The 19,012-nt window shown below is 71.9% G+C and carries 17 protein-coding genes and 1 pseudogene; 17 read left to right on the forward strand and 1 reads right to left on the reverse strand.

What is annotated here, in order from left to right; genetic code table 11:
* The 17 genes and pseudogenes from AC5RVZ_RS13530 to AC5RVZ_RS13610 all read left to right on the forward strand — a co-directional run.
* Positions 1–1,481, forward strand: a pseudogene (locus AC5RVZ_RS13530) (hypothetical protein); the annotation flags it as partial.
* A complete protein-coding gene (locus AC5RVZ_RS13535) occupies positions 1,481–2,518 on the forward strand; it encodes an HAD-IIA family hydrolase (RefSeq protein ID WP_494066290.1) in 1,038 nt (345 codons plus the stop codon). The pseudogene AC5RVZ_RS13530 and the gene AC5RVZ_RS13535, both read left to right, overlap by 1 nt.
* A 67-nt stretch (positions 2,519–2,585) precedes the next feature.
* Entirely contained in the window at positions 2,586–2,750 is a 165-nt protein-coding gene (locus AC5RVZ_RS13540; RefSeq protein WP_494066291.1) for a hypothetical protein, read from the forward strand.
* A complete protein-coding gene (locus tag AC5RVZ_RS13545; protein WP_494066292.1) occupies positions 2,747–3,547 on the forward strand; it encodes a TlyA family RNA methyltransferase in 801 nt (266 codons plus the stop codon). Before AC5RVZ_RS13540 ends, AC5RVZ_RS13545 begins: the two co-directional genes overlap by 4 nt.
* Positions 3,544–4,599 carry an NAD kinase gene (locus AC5RVZ_RS13550; protein ID WP_494066293.1) on the forward strand — a complete coding sequence of 352 codons (1,056 nt, stop codon included), beginning with the start codon at positions 3,544–3,546 and terminating at the stop codon, positions 4,597–4,599. The genes AC5RVZ_RS13545 and AC5RVZ_RS13550 overlap by 4 nt, the downstream gene beginning before the upstream one ends.
* The gene (recN, locus tag AC5RVZ_RS13555) at positions 4,596–6,296 is read left to right on the forward strand and encodes a DNA repair protein RecN (RefSeq protein WP_494066294.1); all 1,701 of its coding nucleotides are present in this window, start codon (positions 4,596–4,598) and stop codon (positions 6,294–6,296) included. Before AC5RVZ_RS13550 ends, recN begins: the two co-directional genes overlap by 4 nt.
* A gap of 6 nt (positions 6,297–6,302) precedes the next feature.
* Positions 6,303–8,003, forward strand: coding sequence for a CTP synthase (gene pyrG / locus AC5RVZ_RS13560; protein WP_494066295.1), 1,701 nt, complete (start codon positions 6,303–6,305; stop codon positions 8,001–8,003).
* The gene (locus AC5RVZ_RS13565) at positions 7,996–8,625 is read left to right on the forward strand and encodes an NUDIX domain-containing protein (protein WP_494066296.1); all 630 of its coding nucleotides are present in this window, start codon (positions 7,996–7,998) and stop codon (positions 8,623–8,625) included. The genes pyrG and AC5RVZ_RS13565 overlap by 8 nt, the downstream gene beginning before the upstream one ends.
* A 1-nt stretch (position 8,626) precedes the next feature.
* Positions 8,627–9,565 carry a site-specific tyrosine recombinase XerD gene (xerD, locus tag AC5RVZ_RS13570; protein WP_494066297.1) on the forward strand — a complete coding sequence of 313 codons (939 nt, stop codon included), beginning with the start codon at positions 8,627–8,629 and terminating at the stop codon, positions 9,563–9,565.
* Positions 9,566–9,707: 142 nt separating this feature from the next.
* Entirely contained in the window at positions 9,708–10,598 is an 891-nt protein-coding gene (locus AC5RVZ_RS13575) for a ParA family protein (RefSeq protein WP_494066298.1), read from the forward strand.
* Positions 10,582–11,463 (forward strand): segregation and condensation protein A, encoded by an 882-nt coding sequence (locus AC5RVZ_RS13580; RefSeq protein WP_494066299.1) that lies wholly within the window; start codon positions 10,582–10,584, stop codon positions 11,461–11,463. The genes AC5RVZ_RS13575 and AC5RVZ_RS13580 overlap by 17 nt, the downstream gene beginning before the upstream one ends.
* Complete coding sequence (gene scpB / locus AC5RVZ_RS13585) at positions 11,453–12,085, forward strand: SMC-Scp complex subunit ScpB (protein WP_494066300.1); 633 nt, start codon at positions 11,453–11,455, stop codon at positions 12,083–12,085. The genes AC5RVZ_RS13580 and scpB overlap by 11 nt, the downstream gene beginning before the upstream one ends.
* Positions 12,082–12,933 (forward strand): pseudouridine synthase, encoded by an 852-nt coding sequence (locus AC5RVZ_RS13590; RefSeq protein WP_494066301.1) that lies wholly within the window; start codon positions 12,082–12,084, stop codon positions 12,931–12,933. The genes scpB and AC5RVZ_RS13590 overlap by 4 nt, the downstream gene beginning before the upstream one ends.
* The gene (locus AC5RVZ_RS13595; RefSeq protein ID WP_494066302.1) at positions 12,934–14,088 is read left to right on the forward strand and encodes a prephenate dehydrogenase; all 1,155 of its coding nucleotides are present in this window, start codon (positions 12,934–12,936) and stop codon (positions 14,086–14,088) included. It abuts the gene before it with no gap.
* The gene (gene cmk / locus AC5RVZ_RS13600; RefSeq protein ID WP_494066303.1) at positions 14,081–14,824 is read left to right on the forward strand and encodes a (d)CMP kinase; all 744 of its coding nucleotides are present in this window, start codon (positions 14,081–14,083) and stop codon (positions 14,822–14,824) included. Before AC5RVZ_RS13595 ends, cmk begins: the two co-directional genes overlap by 8 nt.
* Positions 14,814–16,361 (forward strand): ribosome biogenesis GTPase Der, encoded by a 1,548-nt coding sequence (gene der / locus AC5RVZ_RS13605; RefSeq protein WP_494066304.1) that lies wholly within the window; start codon positions 14,814–14,816, stop codon positions 16,359–16,361. The genes cmk and der overlap by 11 nt, the downstream gene beginning before the upstream one ends.
* A 145-nt stretch (positions 16,362–16,506) precedes the next feature.
* A complete protein-coding gene (locus tag AC5RVZ_RS13610; protein WP_494066305.1) occupies positions 16,507–17,406 on the forward strand; it encodes an NUDIX domain-containing protein in 900 nt (299 codons plus the stop codon).
* Between the two features lie 116 nt (positions 17,407–17,522).
* Here AC5RVZ_RS13610 and AC5RVZ_RS13615 read toward each other — a convergent pair whose 3' ends face one another.
* Positions 17,523–19,007, reverse strand: a complete 1,485-nt coding sequence (locus AC5RVZ_RS13615; protein WP_494066306.1) for an MDR family MFS transporter — start codon at positions 19,005–19,007, stop codon at positions 17,523–17,525.
* Positions 19,008–19,012: the final 5 nt, after the last annotated feature.

The raw sequence follows: 19,012 nt of genomic DNA on the forward strand, positions 1-19,012 counted from the left end.
GTCCCTATGCGAAGCGTGAGGGTGACCGTCCCTATGCGAAGCGTGAGGGTGACCGTCCGTACGCGAAGCGTGAGGGTGATCGTCCCTATGCGAAGCGCGAGGGTGACCGTCCCTATGCGAAGCGCGAGGGTGAGCGTCCGTACGCGAAGCGTGACGGGGATCGTCCCTATGCCAAGCGCGAGGGTGACCGTCCCTATGCGAAGCGCGAGGGTGACCGTCCGTACGCGAAGCGTGACGGTGACCGTCCGTACGCGAAGCGTGACGGTGACCGTCCCTACGCCCGGCGTGAGGGTGACCGTCCCTATGCCCGGCGTGAGGGTGACCGTCCCTACGCCAAGCGCGACGGGGACCGCCCTTACGCGCGCCGCGAGGGCGACACGGGCGACGCGCGCCGGCCGCGGCCTACACGCGGCGGGGCGGGACGACCGGACCGCGCGGTGCGGGAGGGGGAGATCCGCCCCGTCCGCCCGCGCCACGACGACCCGGCCATCCCCGAAGAGATCACTCCGCGCGACCTGAACCCGAGCGCACGAAACGAACTCAGGACGCTGAGCAAGGAGAACGCCGACGAGGTCGCTCGTCACCTGGCGATGGCCTCACGCCTGATCGACGACGACCCGGAGCTGGCCCATCAGCATGCGCTCTCGGCATCCCGCCGCGCCGGCCGCATCGCGGTCGTCCGTGAGACGCTCGCGATCACGGCCTACGCCACCGGCGACTACGCCCTCGCGCTGCGCGAGCTGCGAACGTACCGCCGCATCTCCGGCAAGGACGACCAGATCGCCCTCATGGTCGACAGCGAGCGCGGCGTCGGGCGTCCCGACCGCGCGCTCGAGGTCGGTCGCAGCGTCGACCGCTCGTCGCTGCCGACGGCCGCGCGCGTCGAACTCGCGATCGCGATGTCGGGCGCGCGTCTGGACCTCGGCGAGCCCGACCGGGCCCTGCTCGAGCTCGATATCCCCGAGCTCGACCCCGACCGCGCGTTCGAGTGGAGCCCCGGACTGTTCGCGGCGCGCGCGGCGGTCCTCGAGGAGCTGGGTCGTCATGACGAGGCCGCGCAGTGGCGCGAGCGCGCTGAGGTCGCCGCCGAGGTGCTGGATGCCGCGAGCGGGCTCGGCGACCTCGAGACCGTGCTCATCGAGGAGGTCGGCGAGGAGTTCGACGACGCCTCGGTCGAGAACCGGGACTCGATCGAAGAGGAGGACCCCTCGTTCGAGGGCGACGGTTCCTCGTTCGAAGAGGACGATTCCTCGTTCGAAGAGGACGCCTCGCCGGCCGAAGGAGACGCCGAACTGGACGAGGAGCAGACCGCCGCGTCCCGCACGGACGACATCGCCACGGCGGATGACGCCGACGCCTTCTCCGTCGAGGACGAGGTCGCGGAGATCCTCTCCGACGCGGGCATCGACACGGCGGACGAACCGTCCGCCGGCTCCGATGGAAGCGAGACCGACGCAACCGGCCCCGAGGGCGATCGCTGATGGGGCTGTTCCGGCGGCGGTCGTCGACCGCCGCGCCGCTGGAGGGCGTCGACGTCGTGCTCGCCGACCTCGACGGGGTCGTGTATGCCGGGTCGGGTGCGCTGCCGCACGCGGTCGAGAGTCTCAACCGCGCGCGCGACGGTCGCGCCCTGGCGTACATCACCAACAACGCATCGCGGACGGATGCCTCGGTCGCCGCGCACCTGACGGCTCTGGGTCTGGACACGGCTCCGCGCGAGGTGGTCACCAGTCCGCAGGCGGCGATGCGCCTGCTCGCCGAGCGGGTGGACGCGGGATCGAAGATCCTCGTCGTCGGCGGCGAAGGGCTCGTCGTGGAGGTGGAGCGGGCCGGCTTCATCGTGACACGCAGCGCGGACGATGATCCGGCTGCCGTCGTGCAGGGCTTCGCGCCCGAAGTCGGATGGGCCCAGCTCGCTGAGGCCGCGTACGCTCTCAAGCTGCCCGAAGAAGAAGGCGGGATCCCCTGGATCGCCACCAACACCGACTGGACGATCCCGCAGGCGCGCGGGGTGGCGCCGGGCAACGGCACGCTGGTCTCGGCAGTGCACACCGCGGTCGGCCGGCTCGCGACGGTGGCGGGCAAGCCGGAGGTGCCGATCTTCCAAGAGGCGGTCGCGCGGTTCGAGGCGCAGCATCCGCTGTTCCTCGGTGACCGCCTCGATACCGACATCCTCGGCGCGAACCGTGCCGGCATCCCGTCGGCGCTGGTGCTGACCGGCATCGATCGTCCCAAGCATGTGCTCGCCGCGCCCGAGGGGTCGCGCCCGACGTACATCCTCGGGGACCTGCGGGAGCTGCACGAGCCCTATCCCGAGGTCCGGGTGGACGGTCACGTCGCGACCGTCCGCGATGCGAAGGTCGAGATCGACGGTCCCGACATCCGCATCCTCAGTGAGGGCACCCGTCCGATCGATCTGGTGCGCGCCGGCGCGGCGGCCATCTGGTCGACCGGCCGCGCGATCTTCGGCTTCCGGGTGCCGGAGCGGCTCTACGCCGACCCCTTCCACCGTCCCTGATCGCCGGCGTCGCGCCGATCCCGGTGTCGGGCGATTCGATGGCCGCGGTCGCCCGTATCCTGGGGTCATGGATCAGACGCGCGACCGTGACGACGACGCCGGGGATCTGCTCTCGACACTCGAGGTGATCGAGGCGCAGCCGCTCGCGACGCGCGCGGAGGCGTACGACGCGCTGCACGACACCCTGGCTCGGCGCCTCGAGGCCAGCCCCGGAGCCGGCGCGAACCCATGAGCACGCGCCTCGACGCCGCCTTGGCCGCTCGAGGTCTCGCGCGATCCCGCACCCACGCGGCGACGCTCATCGCCGGCGGGCTCGTGACCGTCGACGGCCGCCCCGTCGTCAAGGCCTCGACCCCGGTGACGCCCGAGAGCGTCATCGACGTCGCCGGCTCGGACCACTATGTCAGCCGTGCCGCGCACAAGCTCATCGCGGGACTGGACGCCTTCGACCTCGACGTGCGCGGCCGCGTCGCCCTCGACATGGGCGCGTCGACCGGCGGCTTCACGCAGGTGCTGCGCGAGCGAGGAGCCGAGCCGGTGATGGCCGTCGATGTCGGTCATGGCCAGATCGCGGCATCCGTCGCGCAGGATCCGGGGGTCGTGGTGGTCGAGGGCTTCAACGTCCGCTACATGACACCGGAGTCCCTCCGCGCGGCGAGCGGGATCGCCGACGCGCCCTCGATCATCACCGGCGACCTGTCGTTCATCTCGCTCACGCACGTGCTGCCGGCGGTGCGCTCCGTCGCCGCCGCGGACGCCGACCTGGTGCTGCTCGTCAAGCCGCAGTTCGAGGTGGGGCGCACGGCCGTCAAGGGCGGGCTCGTCACCGATCCGGGCCAGCGCGCCGACGCCGTCGCGGGAGTCCTGTGGGCGGCATGGGACGCCGGGCTCGGCACGTGCGGGCTGGCACCCTCACCCATCGCCGGGACGCACGGCAACCGAGAGTTCATCGCCCACCTCGCGCCGGGGCGCGGGACCAATCCGACAGAATGGTTGGGCACCGTGGACCGACTGGCGGGGAGCCGATGACGAACACCGACGCACGCGCCGAGCGCAGCATCCTGGTCGTGGCGCACGCCCGCCGCGATGACACGGTGCTCGCCGCTGAACGGGTGGTCGCCGCCTTGCGTGCGGCGGGCGCGCGGCCGGTGCTGGCGCCCGACGACCGTGACGACCTCATCGGCGTGAGCCCGCACCTCGCCGACGTCGCGGTGCTGGGGCGCGACGTTCCCGTGGCCGAGATCGAGCTGGCCATCGTGCTGGGCGGCGACGGGACGATCCTGCGCGCCGCGGAGCTCGTCCGCGACGGCACGGCGCCGGTCCTCGGCATCAACATGGGCCACGTCGGGTTCCTGGCCGAGATCGAGCGCGACGACATGGACGACGCCGTCCACCGGGTGATCGCGCGCGACTACGCCGTCGAAGAGCGGATGGCCCTGCAGGTGCGGGTCAAGGACACCGTTGATGCCGTGGTCTACGAGACGTGGGCGCTGAATGAGGCGACCGTCGAGAAGGCCAGCCGAGAGCGGCTGCTGGAGGTCGTCATCGAGATCGATGGTCGCCCGCTGTCCTCTTTCGGCTGCGACGGTATGGTCGTCTCCACACCGACCGGCTCGACCGCCTACAACTTCTCCGCCGGCGGACCGATCATCTGGCCCACCGTGGAGGCGATCGCGGTAGTGCCGCTGTCGGCGCATGCCCTGTTCGCCAAGCCGCTGGTGGTCGGCCCCGAGCACGCGGTCGCGATCGAGCTCCTCGAGCGCACCAACGGGACCGGCATCCTGTGGTGCGACGGCCGTCGATCCCACGACCTCCCGCCGGGCGCGCGCGTCGTGGTGCGCCGCTCCAACCGCCCGGTGCGACTGGCGCGCCTGCACCCCGCCCAGTTCACCGACCGCCTGGTGCGCAAGTTCCGCCTGCCCGTCGAGGGCTGGCGCGGACCGGCGGTGATGACCGGGACGCTGCAGACCGTGTCGCCGAACGGGACGGATGCCGACGCCGGGGCCACGCACGACGGCGCAGGTGCCGTTCTCGCGCAGGATGGCGGCGAGCTGCCCCGCGATCCGGAGACCGCCCGATGATCGAAGAGATGCGCCTGCGGGATCTCGGCGTCATCGCGGAGGCGACCCTGCCCATCGGTCCCGGGTTCACGGCGATCACCGGTGAGACCGGCGCCGGGAAGACCATGGTCGTGACCGGCCTGGGCCTGCTGCTCGGCCAGCGCGCCGATTCCGGTGCCGTCCGCGCCGGTGCGCCGCAGGCGACGGTCGACGGCGTCTGGATCGTCCCCGAGGAGGGCCCCGTCGCCGATCGTGTCCGCGAAGCCGGCGGCGACGTCGAGCCGCTCGGCGACGGCCGCGCCGAGCTGTTCGTCGGACGGTCCATCTCGAGCGAAGGTCGCGGACGTGCCTCCGTGGGCGGGCGCGCCGCCCCCGCCGGCGTCCTCGCCGATCTCGCCGATCACCTGGTCGTCGTTCACGGGCAGTCCGATCAGTTGCGCCTGCGCTCCGCCGCGGCGCAGCGCGACGCGCTCGACCGGTTCGGCGGCGGGCCGGTCCAGGAAGCACGGGACGCCTACCGGCTGGCGTACGAGCAGTGGCGAGCGATCGACCGGGAACTCGCCGAGCTGACGGGCGACCGCGATGCGCGCGCCCGCGAGGCCGAGGAGCTGCGAGCCCAGCTCGACGAGATCGAGCAGGCGGCGCCGCAGCCGGGGGAGGACGCCGAGCTGGCCGCCCGCGCCGAGAGGCTGGCGAACGCGGAGGAGCTGCGCCTGGCGGCGGCATCCGCCCACGACGCCCTGTCGGGCGACGGGGAGGCACCCGACGCCGGCTCGCTCCTGGCCGACGCGCGGCGCGCCCTCGAGCGGGTCCACGACCCGCTGCTGCAGGAGCTGGCGGAGCAGGTTGCGGACCTCGGCTACCGCGCCGCCGACGTCGCCGCCGCGCTCGCCGGCTACCTCGCCGACCTGGACGAGACCGGACCGCACGAGCTCGCCGCGGTCGAGGAGCGACGGGCCGTGCTGGCGTCGCTCGTGCGCGCGCACGGCACGCTGGACGCCGCCCTCGTGCTGCTGGACTCCGGGTCGGCGCGGCTGGCCGAACTGGACGACGACGGCGATCGCATCGAACGGCTCAGCCAGGAGAGGGATGCCGCGGCGGTGCGCCTGGATGAGGCCGCCGCGGTCCTCACCGCGGCGCGCACCGAGGCCGCCGGGCGACTCGGGGACGCCGTGACCGCGGAGCTGCGCGCCCTCGCCATGCCCGACGCGCGTCTGCAGGTCGCCGTCACGCCCGGTGCCGAGTCGGCGTGGGGTCGTGACGACGTGGCGATCCTGCTGGCACCGCACCCCGGTGCCGAGCCGCGTCCGGTCTCACGAGGCGCCAGCGGCGGCGAGCTCAGTCGCGTGATGCTCGCGATCGAGGTGGTCATCGCCGCGGTCGACCCGGTGCCGACGTTCGTGTTCGACGAAGTGGACGCCGGCATCGGCGGCGCCGCGGCGATCGAGGTCGGCAGGCGTCTGGCGCGGCTCGCCGAGAGCTCCCAGGTGATCGCCGTCACCCACCTGGCGCAGGTCGCGGCGTTCGCCACGAACCACCTCACCGTCGTGAAGGCCAACGACGGCTCGGTCACAGCCTCGGACGTGCGGCGCCTGGACGGCGCCGAGCGGGAGGCGGAGATGGCGCGTCTGCTCTCGGGCATGCCCGATTCCGACGCGGCGCTCAGCCATGCCCGTGAGTTGCTCAGCCTCCGCTCGGACACCGGACTGATAGGATAAAAGCCCGTGACGCAGACTTCTGGTTCTTCCCGCGGCGACTCTTCCGACGACACCACCAAACACATCTTCGTGACCGGCGGTGTCGTCTCTTCTTTGGGCAAGGGCCTCACCGCCGCGAGCCTGGGGAACCTTCTCACGGCACGCGGTCTGCGCGTGGTGATGCAGAAGCTCGACCCGTATCTGAACGTGGACCCGGGCACCATGAACCCGTTCCAGCACGGTGAGGTCTTCGTCACGGACGACGGCGCCGAGACCGACCTCGACATCGGGCACTACGAGCGCTTCCTCGACATCGAGCTGAGCCAGGCGGCGAACGTCACCACCGGCCAGATCTACTCGCAGGTCATCGCCAAGGAGCGCCGCGGCGAGTACCTGGGCGACACCGTGCAGGTCATCCCGCACATCACCGACGAGATCAAGCGGCGCATGCGACTGCAGGCGACCGAGGAGCCGCGCCCCGACGTCATCATCACCGAGATCGGCGGCACCGTCGGCGACATCGAGTCGCAGCCGTTCATCGAGTCGGCGCGTCAGATCCGCCACGAGCTCGGCCGCCAGAACGTGTTCTTCGTGCACGTCTCGCTCGTGCCGTTCATGGGCGCGTCGGGGGAGCAGAAGACCAAGCCGACCCAGCACTCGGTCGCGACCCTCCGCTCCATCGGCATCCAGCCCGACGCCCTCGTGCTGCGCAGCGACCGTCCCGTCACCGAGGCGAACAAGCGCAAGATCGCGCTGATGTGCGACGTCGACGAGGACGCGGTCGTCAACGCGGTCGACGTGCCGAGCATCTACGACATCCCATCGATGCTCAACGAGCAGGGACTCGACGAGTACATCGTGCGCGCACTCGGCCTCTCGCAGGCGACCGACGTCGACTGGTCGCGCTGGGAGCGCGTGCTGCAGGCCGTGCACAACCCCAAGCACGAGGTCACCATCGGGCTCGTCGGCAAGTACATCGACCTTCCGGATGCCTACCTGTCGGTCACCGAAGCGCTCAAGGCCGGCGGCTTCGCGCACGAGACGCACGTGAAGATCCGCTGGATCCCGTCCGACGAGTGCCGGACGCCGGAAGGCGCCGAGAAGGCGCTCGGCGACCTCGACGGCATCGTCATCCCCGGCGGCTTCGGCATCCGCGGCATCGAGGGCAAGATCGGCGCACTGAAGTTCGCCCGCGAGCAGGGCATCCCCACGCTCGGCATCTGCCTCGGTCTGCAGTGCATCGTCATCGAGTACGCGCGCCACGTCGCCGGCATCGAGGACGCCTCGTCCAGCGAGTTCGACCCGGACACCACGCACCCGGTCATCGCCACGATGGAGGAGCAGGTCGACATCCTCGACCGCGGCGACATGGGCGGCACGATGCGGCTCGGGCTGTATCCGGCGGATCTGCTCGAGGGTTCGATCGCCGCCGAGGTCTACGGCTCGACGTCGGCGACCGAGCGTCACCGTCATCGCTACGAGGTGAACAACCGCTACCGCGACCAGATCGCGGCGGCCGGCCTGGTGTTCTCGGGGGTGAACCCCGACCTCGACCTCGTCGAGTACGTGGAGCTGCCGCGCGACGTTCACCCGTACTACATCGCCACGCAGGCGCACCCCGAGCTGCGCTCCCGTCCGACGAACGCGAACCCGCTCTTCCGCGGCCTGGTCGGCGCCGCCCTCGAGCGTCACCGGTCCAGCGAGCTGTTCGACGTCGAGAATGCCTGACGCGGCGGCAAGCGGAGCGAACCGGCCCGAGCCGCCGCGCGAGCTCGCCGACGAACCGGTCGAGCTCCCGGTCGTCTCGAGCGACCTGGTGTACCAGGGCCGGGTGTGGGACGTCCGCAGCGACGTGGTCGCGTACGGCGGCGGAACCATCACGCGGCAGTACGTAGACCATCCCGGTGCGGCCGCCGTCGTGGCCTTGGACGACGACGACCGGATGCTGCTGATCCAGCAGTACCGGCATCCCATCCGTCACCGCGACTGGGAGGTGCCCGCGGGGCTCCTCGACGTCGAGGGAGAGGCGCCGCTCGAGAGCGCACAGCGCGAACTGGCTGAAGAGGTCGACCTCGCCGCGGCGTCGTGGGAGCCGCTCGTGAGCATCTTCACCACCCCCGGCGGCAACGACGAGATCGTGCACCTCTTCCTCGCCCGCGATCTGTCGCCCGCGCACCGGACGCATGAGCGCGAGGAGGAGGAGGCGGACATCCGCATCGAATGGGTGCCGCTGGCCGACGTCGTGTCGGGGATCCTCGCCGGCCGGTTGCGCAACGGCATCCTCACCGCCGGGGCCTTCGCCGCCGCTGAGCGCCTGCGTCGCGCGCGGTCGGAGTCCGCGGGGAGCTGACATGCGCCTGGTCCGCGCGGTGGACTCCTACCTCCGGCACATCTCGATCGAACGGGGTCTGTCGGACAACACCGTCGCGGCGTACCGGCGCGACCTCGCCGCGTACCTGGAATGGCTGCAGCAGCGCGGCGTCGAGGAGTCGTCCGAGGTGACGCCCGCCCTCGTCGCCGACTTCGTCGCCGACCGGGCCTCCGCCCAGCCGCCGATCGCCGCGTCCTCGCTCGCGCGTCTGCAGTCCTCCGTCCGCGGACTGCACCGCTTCCTCGCCCGTGAAGGCGTCGAGGACGCCGATCCATCCGCGCGCCTGCGACCGCCGAAGCAGCCCCGACGGCTGCCGAAGGCGCTGACGATCGATCAGGTCGAGCGGCTGCTGGATGCCTCCGGCCCGGCGCCGGCCGTCGGTGCCGAGCCCGGCGCGGCGCCGGGCGACCTGCTCGGCATCCGCGATCGCGCCCTGCTCGAGCTGCTCTACGCCACCGGGGCGCGGGTCTCCGAGATCGTGCAGCTGGACGTGGATGACATGGCCCACGGCGACGTGCTGCGGGTGCGCGGCAAAGGGTCGAAGGAGCGGATCGTCCCGGTGGGCTCGTACGCGCGGGCGGCGGTCGAGGCGTACCTGACGCGATCCCGGCCGGAGCTCTCGCGCCGCGGGCGCGCGACGCCGAAGCTGTTCCTGGGGGCTCGCGGGGCACCGCTGTCGCGCCAGAGCGCGTGGCTGGTCATCCGGGATGCCGCGGAGCGGGCGCAGCTGACCGCGCACGTGTCGCCACACACGCTGCGGCACTCCTTCGCGACGCACCTGCTGCAGGGCGGCGCCGATGTGCGCGTCGTGCAGGAGCTGCTCGGCCACGCGTCGGTCGCCACGACCCAGATCTACACCTACGTGTCGGTGGACGCGCTGCGGGACGTGTACGCGACGTCCCACCCCCGCGCTCGCTAGCGTGCCGGCGCCCGGACACGCCCGGGCGGGAGGGGTCCGAGCGTCATCAGACCCAGTCCGGTCGGCGCCGCGACGCCGTTTCTCCCGGTCGCAGGCGGCCGGGCCGACTAATATCGAGCGAGCACGAGGAAGCAGGAGCGCGGTGGCAGAGAGCAGGGCGAGAACCAGGACGGTGAAGGCCTCGGAGTCCGAGGTGCCCATCGGCCCGACCGGTCGTCCGTACCGCGGCTTCCCCACGCCGCCGAAACTGGACGGACACGGGCCGGCGCGCATCATCGCGCTGTGCAACCAGAAGGGCGGGGTCGGCAAGACGACGACCACCATCAACCTCGCCGCGGCGCTCGCGGGCTACGGCCGCCGCGTGCTCGCCGTCGACTTCGATCCGCAGGGGGCGCTGTCGGCGGGGCTCGGCATCCAGACCCACGACATCCCGACCATCTACGACCTGCTGCTGGACAGCAAGCGCGACCCGCACGAGGTCATCGTCCACTCGCGTGTCGAGAACCTCGACGTCCTTCCGGCGAACATCGACCTGTCCGCCGCCGAGGTGCACCTGGTCAACGAGGTCGCGCGCGAGCAGATCCTGGCGCGCGTGCTGCGCAAGGTCTCGAACGAATATGACGTCATCCTCGTCGACTGTCAGCCGTCGCTCGGCCTGCTCACCGTGAACGCGCTGACCGCGAGCCACGGGGTCATCATCCCGCTCGAGTGCGAGTTCTTCGCCCTGCGCGGCGTGGCGCTCCTCATCGAGACGATCGACAAGGTCCGCGACCGGCTGAACCCCACCATCACGCTCGACGGCGTGCTGGCGACGATGTACGACCCGCGCACACTGCACTCGCGCGAGGTGCTGGAGCGCGTCGTCGACGCCTTCGGCGAGGACGTCCTCGAGACCGTCATCGGACGCACCGTGAAGTTCCCCGACGCGTCGGTCTCGGGCATGCCGATCACCGAGTTCGCGCCCGAGCACGCGGCCGCGCAGGCGTACCTGCGGCTGGCGCGGGAGCTGGTCGCCCGTGGCGCCGTCGCCTGAGGCGCCGCCCGAGGGCACGGCGTCGACGCCGGCACACGAACAGACGCCCGGAGCGGGCGCTGACGGCACCGTCGCAGACCCCGGTGACGGCTTCCGAGTATCGCTGGGCAACTTCGACGGCCCGTTCGATCTGCTGCTGACGCTGATCTCCAAGCACGAGCTCGACATCACCGAGGTGTCGCTGTCGAAGGTGACCGACGAGTTCATCGCGTACCTGCGCGACCTCGGACCCGACGAGGACCTCGACGAGGCATCCGAGTTCCTCGTCGTCGCCGCGACGCTGCTGGACATGAAGGTGGCAGGGCTCCTGCCGCAGGGCGAGCTCGTCGACGCGGAGTCGGTCGCGCTGCTGGAGGCGCGCGATCTCCTGTTCGCGCGCCTGCTGCAGTACCGCGCGTTCAAGGAGGTCTCGGCGTGGTTCGAGCGCTGCCTCCGCCGCGAGGAGCGCCGCCACACCCGCTCGGTGCGTCTGGACGAGAAGTACCGCAACGCCGTGCCGGAGCTCGTGTGGACGCTCAGCCCCGACGACTTCGCCGCGCTGGCGCTTCTGGCGATGACGCCGAAGGAGATCCCGCGCGTGGGTCTGGATCACCTCCACGCGCCCCTCGTGAGCATCCGGGAGCAGGCGGCGATCGTGGTGACGCTGCTGCGGGATGCCGGAACCCTGACCTTCCGCGAGCTCATCGCGGGCGTCGATCAGTCAGGCGTCGTCGTCGCGCGGTTCCTCTCGGTGCTCGAGCTGTACCGCCACGCCGCCCTGTCGTTCGAGCAGCTGGAGCCGCTCGGGGAGCTGACCCTGCGCTGGAGCGCCCAGCGCTGGTCGGACGAGAACCTCGCCACCTTGGGAGCCGACTATGACCGATGACCGAGCGACCGACGCGGCCGCTGTCCCTCCGGCGCCCGCCGCGGGTTCCGCCACCGACGTCGCCCGCCGCCTGGAGGCGATCCTGCTGGTCGTCGACGAGCCGCAGAGCCTCGTGAGCCTCGCCGCCGCCGTCGGCGCGCCGGTGCCGGCGGTCCGCCAGGCGATCGAGGCGCTCGTCGACGACTACGACGGCAGGACCGGGGGACCGGTGCGCGGGTTCGAGCTGCGGGAGGTCGGCGGCGGCTGGCGCCTGTACGTGCGCGAAGAGCACGACGACCTCGTCAGCGAGTTCGTCGGCGGGCAGGCGCCTGCCCGCCTCTCCCAGGCCGCGCTGGAGACCCTCGCCGTCATCGCCTACAAGCAGCCGGTCACGCGTTCCCAGGTGGCCTCCATCCGCGCCGTGAACGTCGACTCGGTCGTGCGGACGCTGCTCTCGCGCGGGCTCATCACCGAGCTGTTCGCCGATGCCGAGACCGGCGCCATCAACTACGGGACGACGGACGCCCTGCTGGTGCACCTCGGCATCAACTCACTGGACGAGCTGCCGCCCATCTCGCCGCTGCTGGACGGCGCCGACGAGGTGGCCGCCCTCGACGGACTGGACGAAGGGGTGCGCCGATGACCGCGAGGGACGACCGGGATGCCGTGCAGGAGCCGGGTGGCTCCCTGCAGCGCCTGCAGAAGGCCCTGGCGAACGCCGGCGTCGCATCGCGCCGCGTGTCGGAGCAGCTCATCGTCGAAGGGCGCGTGCGGGTCAACGGCGAGGTCGTGACCGAGCTCGGCTCGCGCATCGATCCCGACAAGGATCTCGTCGACGTCGACGGGACCGCGGTGCAGCTGGACCAGTCGAAGCGGTACGTGATGCTCAACAAGCCCACGGGCGTCGTGAGCTCTATGAAGGACGACCGCGGCCGCCCGGACCTGCGCCGGTTCACCAAGGAGTGGCCGGAGCGGCTCTACAACGTCGGCCGCCTGGATGCTGAGACGAGTGGCCTGCTGGTGCTGACCAACGACGGCGAGCTGGCGCACGTGCTCGCCCACCCCTCGTTCGGCGTCACCAAGGTGTACATCGCCAAGGTCGAAGGCCGTGTGACGCCGCAGACGATCCAGAAGCTGCTGCGCGGCGTCGACCTCGAAGACGGCCCCATCGCCGCCGACAAGGCGCGACTGCTGTCGACGTCCGCGGAGGGCGGCGGCTCGCTGGTGGAGCTGACGCTCCACTCCGGCCGCAACCGCATCGTGCGGCGCATGATGGCCGCCGTGGGGCATCCGGTCGTCGAGCTGGTCCGCCGTCAGTTCGGACCCCTGCACCTGGGAACCCTGCCAGCCGGGCAGGCACGCGAGTTGACTAAAGTGGAGCGCGGCGCTCTGCTGACACTCGCGCGCCGTGCGTCCGCCTCCTCCGACCAGCCGGACGCGCCCGACACCCGAGGCGACGATCCCGCGCCGCGGAGCCATCAGGAGACCTAAGTGACCGATTCGACGCAGGCGGCCGCGCGCGTGCCCGCGAGCGAGCGTCCCGCCGATGGGCCGCTCGCGCCGCGCGTGCAGGGCACGGTCCGCATCGTCGGGGCGGGGCTGCTCGGAGCGAGCATCGGTCACGCCCTGCGCGCGCGCGGCGTCGACGTCGCCCTCGACGACACGTCGCCCTCGCAGCTCCGCCTCGCCGTGGACTACGGCGCGGGCCGGCGCGTCGAAGCGGGAGACGATCCCGCCCTCGTCGTCGTCGCCGTTCCGCCGGACGTCACGGCCGACGTGATCGAGCGCGAGCTGGCGCGCCATCCGCGCGCCGTCGTCACGGACGTCGCGAGCGTGAAGCTCGAGCCGCTGCGTGCGCTGCAGGCGCGCGGTGTCGATCTGACGCATTACATCGGCTCGCACCCGCTCGCCGGACGCGAGCGCGGAGGCGCGATCTCGGCCCGCGCCGACATCTTCGTCGGGCGTCCCTGGGTGGTGTGCCGCGACGGCGAGACGTCTTCCGCGGATCTCGCCCTCGTGGAGGCCCTCGCCCTCGACCTCGGCGCCACCCCGATCGAGATGACCCCCGAAGACCACGACCGCGCCGTCGCGCTGATCTCGCACGTGCCCCAGCTTGTCGCGAGCCTGCTCGCCGGCCGCTTCGTCGACGCCCCCGAAGCGTCCCTCCGGCTCGCCGGCCAGGGGGTGCGCGACACCACCCGCATCGCGGCTTCCGCTCCGGAGCTGTGGGTGCAGATCCTCGGCGCCAATGCCGAGCCGGTCGTCGACGTGCTCGACCGGCTCGCGGCCGACCTCGCCGCGGTCGCCGACGCGCTGCGCGCGCCGGATGCGCCGGGAGCGCGGCGGGCGGTGGCCGATACGATCCGCCGCGGCAACGACGGCGTCGAGCGCCTGCCGGGCAAGCACGGCCAGAACCGGCGCTTCGAGCAGGTCGTCGTCATGGTCGACGACACCCCCGGCCAGCTCGGCCGGCTCTTCGGTGAACTCGGGGAGCTCGACGTCAACGTCGAGGATCTCCGCCTCGAGCACTCGCCCGGCGCGCAGTTCGGCCTCGCCGAGATCAGCGTCGTGCCCAGCGCCGTCCGGCGCGCGATCGACGGTCTCGAGGCGCGCGGCTGGAAGATTGCGAGCACCACCAATGACTGACCAGACTCCGCCGGCCGATGCCCTTCCGGGTCCGGCGATCGTCGCGATCGACGGCCCCGCCGGCAGCGGCAAGTCCAGCGTGTCGAAGCAGGTCGCGCGCCGCCTGGGCTTCGGCTACCTCGACACCGGCGCCGCCTACCGCGCATTGGCGTGGCACGCCCTCGAGCACGGCGTCGACACCGCCGACGAGGCATCCGTTCTGCGCGTCGCGGACGACTTCGACTACGCCATCTCGCTGGACCCGGATGCGTACTGGGTGCGCGTGGGCCGGCATGACGTGACGGCGGCGATCCGCGAGCCGCGGGTCACCGACGCGGTCAGCGGCGTCGCGCGGGTGCCGGCGGTGCGCGAGGCGGTCAACGCCCTCTTCCGCGCGCTCGTCGCTGCATCCGGCCGGCCCGGCGTGGTGGTCGAGGGACGGGACATCACCACCGTCGTCGCGCCCGACGCGCCCGTGCGGATCCTGCTGACGGCCGCGCCCGAGGTTCGCGCGGCCCGGCGCAGCGCCGAGGTCACTACGCAGGATGCCGCGACCGTGGCCGCCGCCCTGCACCGTCGCGACGCCTCCGACTCCGCCGTCGTGGACTTCCTCACCGCTGCACCGGGTGTCGATGTCGTCGACTCCACCCACCTCGATTTCGAACAGACCGTAGACGCCGTGCTCGACGTGATCCGCCGAGCACGCCCCGCGAACGCGGACGACCCAGCACCGACGGGAGCCCGAAATGGCCGCTGACGACCGCACCTCCGACGACTTCGACGCCGACGACTACGGCAGCGACGACCGCCTGGCTGAGAACCTCGCCGACCTCGACGAGGACATCGCCGAGCAGCGCGCCGCCGCCCTTCGCGCGGGACTCGAGGACTACGACCTCGACGAAGAGGATGCCGCGCTCCTCGAGGGGCTCGCCGGCGGCGCGGAGGGCATCGAGTTCCTCCCCGCGCTGCCGGTCGTGGCGATCGTCGGACGGCCGAACGTCGGCAAGTCCGCGCTGGTGAACCGGATCCTCGGCCGCCGCGAGGCCGTGGTCGAGGACACCCCGGGCGTCACCCGTGACCGGGTGACGTACAAGGCCGAGTGGATGGATCGTCGCTTCACCCTCGTCGACACCGGCGGATGGGAGCCGGACGCCAAGGGCATCGACCGCTCGGTCGCCGCGCAGGCCGAGGTCGCGATCGACCTCTCGGACGTGGTGCTCTTCGTCGTGGATGCGATGGTCGGCGCCACGTCCACCGATGAGCACGTCGTGCGGCTGCTGCGCCGCAGCGGCAAGCCGGTCTTCCTCGTCGCCAACAAGGTCGACGACGCGCGGCAGGAGCCCGAGGCCGCGGCGCTGTGGAACCTCGGCCTCGGAGAGCCTCACCCGGTGTCGGCGATCCACGGTCGGGGCGTCGCCGACCTGCTCGACGAGGTCGTCAAGGTGCTGCCCGACGTCTCCGCCGTCGCCAAGCGCGAGATCGGCGGACCGCGCCGCGTCGCGATCCTCGGACGCCCGAACGTCGGCAAGTCGTCGCTGCTGAACAAGGCCGCGGGCGAGGAGCGCGTCGTGGTCAACGAGCTCGCCGGCACGACCCGCGACCCCGTCGACGAGGTCGTCGAGCTCGGCGGGAAGATGTGGCGCTTCGTCGACACCGCCGGCATCCGCCGCCGCGTGCACCTGCAGCAGGGCGCGGACTTCTACGCGTCGCTGCGGACCTCGGCGGCGCTCGAGAAGGCGGAGGTCGCCGTCGTCGTGCTCGACGTCACCCAGCCGCTCAGCGAGCAGGACGTGCGGATCATCGACCTGGTGCTCGAGTCGGGGCGCGCGCTCGTGCTGGCCTTCAACAAGTGGGACCGGCTCAACGACGACGACATGGACGGCCAGGACCGCCGCCGTTACCTCGAGCGCGAGATCGAGCAGGATCTGGCGCACGTGTCGTGGGCGCCGCGCGTGAACATCTCCGCCCGCACCGGGCGCCACCTCGACAAGCTCGTGCCGGCGCTCGAGACGGCCCTGACGTCGTGGGATCAGCGCATCCCCACGGGCAAGTTCAACGCCTTCCTGTCGGAGCTCGTGGCGGAGCATCCGCACCCGCTGCGCGGTGGCAAGCAGCCCCGCATCCTGTTCGGCACGCAGGCCTCGACCCGTCCGCCGACCTTCGTGCTGTTCACGACCGGTTTCCTCGACCCGGGCTATCGCCGCTTCATCCAGCGGCGCCTGCGCGAGCTGTACGGCTTCGAGGGCTCGCCGATCGTCATCAACATGCGCGTCCGCGAGCGTCGCCAGCGCTGAGCCCCCTCCTGCATCGCGCGCGATCGGGCGTGTCCCGGTTCCTCGGCTGCATGTCCCGAATCCTCGGTCTGGAGGCGCCCTCGAGGCGTGATTCCGGGACATGCAAGGGGGACGGATGCCGCGGGCGGTGTGACAGGCTGGCAGCGTGACCATCGAGCCTCCCGCACCCGGCGAGCCGCGACGTCCGCACGGCCCCCGCGACCCAGGTGACGCGTGGGTCGTCGCGCCGACGGGGGAGCGGTACTGGGGTCGCTTCGGCGCCGCCGGACTGCTGGCGCTCGACTCCGAGCGCGGCGTGCTGCTGCAGCACCGGGTCTCGTGGAGCCACTTCGGCAACACGTGGGCCCTGCCCGGCGGGGCGCGCCATGAAGGGGAGTCGGCGTGCGACGCCGCGCTGCGCGAAGCGGCCGAGGAGGCAGGGGTTCCGGATGCCTCCACGCGGCCGCGCCTGCTGAGCACGCTGGATCTCGGCTACTGGAGCTACACCACGGTCGTCGGCGACGTGGCGCAGCCGTTCGAGCCGATCATCAGCGACCCCGAGAGCCGCGAGCTGGCCTGGGTGCCGGTGGACGAGGTCGCCGGCTACCCGCTGCATCCCGGATTCGCCGCGTCGTGGGAGCGGCTCCGCCCGCTCCTGGACGTGCGACCGGTGGTCGTCGTCGACGTCGCCAACGTCGTGGGTGCCGTCCCGGACGGCTGGTGGCGCGACCGATCCGGCGCGGCCGAGCGGCTCCTGCAGCGCATCGGCGACCTCGCCGCCCGCGGCGTGCCGGCCGGCGCCCTCGAGCTGCCCGAGCACATCTGGTATCCGCAGTGGACCGCCGTCGTCGAGGGCGCGGCCCGGGCGGCCGCGGAGACCGCGGGTGTCGAGGTGCGGCGGGCCGAGGCATCCGGCGACGACGCGATCGCCGAGACGGTCGAGAATCTGGCGGCGGCCGGCCGCTCCGTGACGGTGGTCACGAGCGACCGAGGCCTCGCCGAACGCGTCACGGATGCGGCGACGCAGGTCCGCGGCGCGCGCTGGCTGCTCGACCTGCTGCCCTGACACGGGGTCGGCCGGTCCGGCGCCGCGGCCGCACTGCTCGCAACGGGTGAGAGCCCGGACGCCGAGGCGTCCGGGCTCCCGGGTGTGAGCGTCTGCGTTCGGTGACCGCGAGGCGATCAGTGCAGGGGCATCGCCTCGGTGTCGTGCGGCGCCTCGACCGGCTTGCGCACGAAGGCGGCCAGCACGACGGCGGCGGACGCGACGATCGCGCCGATGAGGAAAGCGGAATGGACGCCGGCGGCCGTCGCGGCGACCGGCTCCGCTCCGCCGGCGAGCTCGGCGGCGCTCTGCACGGACATCAGCGTCACGAAGACCGCGGTGCCGGCGGCGCCCGCGACCTGCTGGACCGTACCGACGATCGCGCTGCCGTGCGGGTAGAGCGGCTTGGGGAGCGAGCCGAGCGCCGAGGTCAGCAACGGGGTGAAGACGAATCCCAGTCCAAGGTTCAGTGCCATGTGCACGGCGATGATCCATGCGACCGCCGTGTCCGTCCCGAACGTCGCCATGCCCCACAGCGCGGCGGCGGCCACGACCATGCCCGGGATGACCAGCGGAGTCGGACCGTAGCGGTCGAAGAGCGAGCCGACGATCGGGGCGATCACGCCCATGAGGATGCCGCCGGGAAGCAGCATCAGCCCGACCGAGAGGGTGTCGAGGTCCAGAACCTGCTGCAGGTAGATGGGCAGCAGCACCAGCGAGCCGAAGAGCGCGGCCATCACCACGACGACCAGCACGATCGCGAGACTGAACGAGCGCGATCGGAAGGTGCGGAGGTCGAGCAGGGCGGCATCCGAGCGCTGCAGGCGAAGCTGGCGCGCGACGAAGGCCGCGAGCGAGAGCGCGCCGATCACGAGGGGGATCCACACCGGGACGGGCGCGTGACCGGAGGCTGCCTCGCCGATGGAGCTCAGACCGAAGATCAGCCCGCCGAAGGCGAGCGCCGAGAGGACGACCGAGAAGGGATCGAAGCGGACGTCCTGCGTCTCGGTCACGTTGCGGACCCAGATCGCGCCGAGGATGAGCGCGACGACGGCGATCGGAAGGACGAGCCAGAACATCCACCGCCAGTCGAGCGCGGCGAGGATGATGCCCGAGACAGTCGGGCCGACAGCGGGAGCCACGGCGATCACGATCGAGATCACGCCCATCATGCGGCCGCGATGCGTCGGCGGCACGATGTTCAGCACCGTGGTGAACAGCAGCGGCATCATGATCGCCGTGCCCGAGGCCTGCACGATGCGGCCGGTCAGCAGCATGCCGAAGCCGGGGGCCAGAGCGGCCACGAGCGTGCCGATGGTGAAGAGCGTCATCGCCGCCAGATAGACACGGCGCAGCGGGAACCGCTCGAGCAGATACCCGGTGAGCGGGATGACCACGGCCATGGTGAGCAGGAAGCCGGTGGTCAGCCACTGGGCGGTGGCAGCGGTGATGGAGAGGTCGTTCATCAGACGCGGCAGGGCGACGCTCATGATCGTCTCGTTGAGGATCACGACGAACGCCGAGGCGACGAGGAGGGCGATCACCGGCCCCGAGCCGGGGGACCGTTCGGCGGGTACGGCGGGTTGCGAGGTGAGGGTGGGCGGCTGCTTCTCGAGGGTCACGCGAG

The sequence above is a fragment of the Arthrobacter sp. Cza30 genome, from assembly GCF_059090765.1.